The organism is Methyloceanibacter superfactus, from assembly GCF_001723305.1.
Lineage (GTDB): Bacteria > Pseudomonadota > Alphaproteobacteria > Rhizobiales > Methyloligellaceae > Methyloceanibacter > Methyloceanibacter superfactus.
The window spans coordinates 1-2,214 of the sequence record NZ_LPWF01000020.1 but is presented as its reverse complement, the minus strand read 5'-3'; the positions used below and the strand labels follow the sequence as shown (position 1 = coordinate 2,214).

Genomic DNA, 2,214 nt, shown 5'->3' with positions numbered 1-2,214 from the left:
GGGGCGTCCCGGAGATGAGTTCGCGGGCGAGGATGGTTGCGAGTGCGAGGAGCGCGGTGGCGACCATGACGAGGAGGGTGAGCGGACCGCGCTTGGGGAAGGACGGCAGCACGGAGGCATGCGCGCGGGAGACGATGGTGGCTTGCGCCGGCACCGCGCCCATGTCGTGGCGGGCGGACGCGTCGCGGTAGCGGGCGAGATAGGATTCCAAGAGATCGCGGTTGGCCTTCGATTCGCGCTCGAGTGCCCGGAGCTTGATCTCCGCATCGCCGAGCCCCGCCGATTTCGACTTGGCCGAGTTGAGGCTCGCTCTTAAAGACGCTTCTCTGGCGGCGGCCACCTGCGCCTCGTTCTCCAGGCTCTTGACCACCTTATTGGCTTCGGCGCGGATCTGGGCGCGCACGTCGGCGAGCTCGCTCCTGAGCTGCTGGATGCGCGGATGGGACGGCATCAGCGTCGCCGACAGCTCGGCCAGGCTGCGCTGCACCTGCACCCGCTGCTCGATCAGATTGATGATCAGCTGCGACTTGAGCACTTCCGGCGTGGCGTCGATGTCGCCGTTATCGGCCAGCATCTTCTTGATCAGCCGGGCTCTCGCTTCGGCTTCCGACTTCTGCGCGTCGGCCAGGATCAGCTGGCTGTTGAGCTCGGAGAGCTGCTGGGCGTGAGGGTGACGTTGTTGGAGCCGGCATAGAGACCTTCGGAGGCGCGGAACTTCTCCGCCTCCTCCTCCGAGGCGGCCACGGTCTTGCGCAACACCTCGATCTGGTCCTTGAGCCAGGCCGTGGCGTCCTTGGTCTGGGCGATCTTGGCGCTGCGCTGCCAGCCCACATAGACGTCGGCCAGCTTGTTGGCGACTTGCGCCGCGAGCTTCGGATCGCCCGAGGTATACTCGATGGCGATCACCGACGACTTCGACAGCTGGAACACGTCGAGATGCTCGGCCAGCGCATTGGCCGCCCGCTCCTCTTGCGATTCCGGCGTGCCGCGGCCAAGCCCGAACCGGGTCAGCATCCGCCTAAGCAGCGTCACCCCCGCGTCCTTGGCGAAGGCCGTGTTGTTGGCGAGATCGAGATCCTTGACCACCTGCAGGATCAGATCGCGCGAGGTCAGCACCTGCACCTGGCTCTGCACCGCCTGCTCGTCGAGCGTGGTGCGCGGCTCCATCGTCCGCTCGCCCGTCGGCCGGGTGAACACCGATTCCTCGTTCTGGATGAGAATGCGCGCTTCCGACGTATAGAGCGGCCGCACCATGGACAGGCCGATAAAGGTGACGAACCCCGCCAGCAGCGCCAGGCCGACGATCCAGCCCTTGGCCCGCCACACGGCGGACCCCAGCGTGGCGAGGTCGATGTCGTCGGCGGCCGCGTAATCTCTTCGGGACTTGCTCACTGGGGCGGACTCACTTCGGTGGACTCAAAAAAATGGGACTGAACGCGTTGCCCGCATTAACGCAGATTGCCGTAACCAAAGGATTAAGTGCCGCCTCGCCGCGGCACGCCCGCTCAGCATTCGTTAACCATGGCTCGGGTAGCTTGGAGCCATGTTGGGGACCAAAAGCGTTCGGATCGTTCGGTTGGCGATATTGCTGCTGGCAGTGTCGGCCAGTCTTCTCGGCGGCTGCAAGATGCGTGGCGTGCCGGGGTTAACGACGCCGGATTTCGCGCTCTCAACGCCCGCGCCCCTGCCCGCCCCCGGCGAGGCCTATCCCGCCGGCGCCGGCTCCGCGCCCCCAGGCGTCCCCGTCGTGCCCAACGAGACCTACACCCTCGATTCAGGCGACAAGGTCCGCGTCATCGTCTTCGGCCAGGACAATCTCTCCCGCGTCTACAGCGTCGACGGCGCGGGCAAAGTGGCCATGCCGCTGATCGGCGCGGTGCGCGCACGCGGCCTCACCACCTTCGAACTCGCAAGCGAGATCGCCCGCGACCTCAAGCGCAAATATATCAAGGACCCCAAGGTCACCGTCGAAGTCGAGACCTACCGGCCCTTCTTCATCCTGGGCGAGGTCAACAAGCCCGGCCAATATCCATACGTCAGCGCCATGACCGTCGAGGCCGCCGTCGCCATCTCCGAAGGCTATACCGAGCGCGCCAAAAAGCGCTTCGTACGCCTCACCAGACGATTCGGCGGCGTCATGTCCACCGTCATGGTCCCAACCGATTATCCCGTCCAGCCCGGCGACACTATTTACGTTCTCGAACGCTTCTTCTA

General features: G+C 65.3%; 2 protein-coding genes and 1 pseudogene. 1 reads left to right on the top strand and 2 read right to left on the bottom strand.

Annotation, left to right across the window (positions count from 1 at the left end; translation table 11 throughout):
- Both AUC69_RS06120 and AUC69_RS06115 read right to left on the bottom strand, forming a co-directional pair.
- Window positions 1–574, bottom strand: a pseudogene (locus tag AUC69_RS06120) (GumC family protein); the annotation flags it as partial.
- Window positions 575–630: 56 nt separating this feature from the next.
- Window positions 631–1,392: a GumC family protein gene (locus AUC69_RS06115; RefSeq protein ID WP_069441378.1), complete on the bottom strand. Its 762-nt coding sequence runs from the start codon at window positions 1,390–1,392 to the stop codon at window positions 631–633.
- A 184-nt stretch (window positions 1,393–1,576) separates the two neighbouring features.
- Between AUC69_RS06115 and AUC69_RS06110 the strand changes: the two genes are divergently transcribed.
- The coding region (locus tag AUC69_RS06110; protein ID WP_244500122.1) for a polysaccharide biosynthesis/export family protein at window positions 1,577–2,214 on the top strand (638 nt) is incomplete at its 3' end.